The organism is Elstera litoralis (genome assembly GCF_000963705.1).
Classification (GTDB): domain Bacteria; phylum Pseudomonadota; class Alphaproteobacteria; order Elsterales; family Elsteraceae; genus Elstera; species Elstera litoralis.
Genome location: NZ_LAJY01000803.1, coordinates 1 through 929, shown reverse-complemented (window position 1 = coordinate 929; position 929 = coordinate 1). Strand labels below are relative to the sequence as shown.

The window sequence follows — 929 nt, the reverse complement described above, 5'->3', positions numbered from 1 at the left end:
GGCMAAGGTTCACTGGTAATCTGCACATTATAGGTTTTTGCCATCGCCATACCAAGAGATACAACGTCCTTAAGAACATCTCTGATGTCAATCAACGATCTGTGTAGAGATAATGTATCAATATCACTGCGTGCCATAGTCAAGAGATCATCGATTATCTTACCCAGTTGTTGGGTCGCATCGTCGATACGCCGTAAGGAATCTCTATATTCTTCGGAAGGTTTTTCTTCCCCGCGCAACGCAATTTGAGCCTCACCCCGAATGGCGGTTGTTGGGGTCCTGAGTTCGTGACTGATGTCGGCAAAAAGTTGGCGACGGCGCGCTTCAGCGTCTTTCTGAGCATTGAGCGCTATGGTTAGCTCTTTTGTCCGGCAGGCAACCTGTTCCTCAAGCGCTTGACGCGCCTGCAACTCTCGGGCGCGGTGTGCCGACAATTCCTCTGCCATACTATTCATGCTACGCGCGACCTCCGAAAACTCATCAGATCCCCGGAGTAAGATTCGATGGGATAATTGACCGTCGCGCAGGGCTGCGGCCCCCTCGGTCAGCGCCATAAGAGGCCGCCTAAGGGTACGCGCGAAACTGATGGTGAGGACGAGGGCTGTGAGAACAAGGAAGGTCGTTGTTCCAATCCAAAGCTGTCGAAGCCAGGCCAACGTATCGTCAGTGTCCGCGCGCTTTTCCCGCAGGGAAGCTTCTTCTCTTGCCAGACTGTCGGCGAGCAACAAACGCAAATCGCGCCCCTCAGCATTATCAAATAGCTCATTGGCTGCCCGCCAAGCCGATGTTGTGTCGAGCCCAGAGGATGGTTGAACAAGGTTCGCAAGACTATGCGCCAATTGATTGAGGCTCACCCTCAGAACAAGAAGAGCCTCGCGGCGTTGTGCCTGCCTTCGGCGCGAAATACTATCTTGATCGAGCAAGGTTGC

Annotated in this window: 1 protein-coding gene; it reads right to left on the bottom strand. The window is 53.2% G+C overall.

Annotated features, from left to right (window positions below; genetic code table 11):
- Positions 1–929: histidine kinase dimerization/phospho-acceptor domain-containing protein (locus VZ95_RS19875; protein WP_045777409.1), on the bottom strand; the 929-nt coding region annotated here is incomplete at both ends.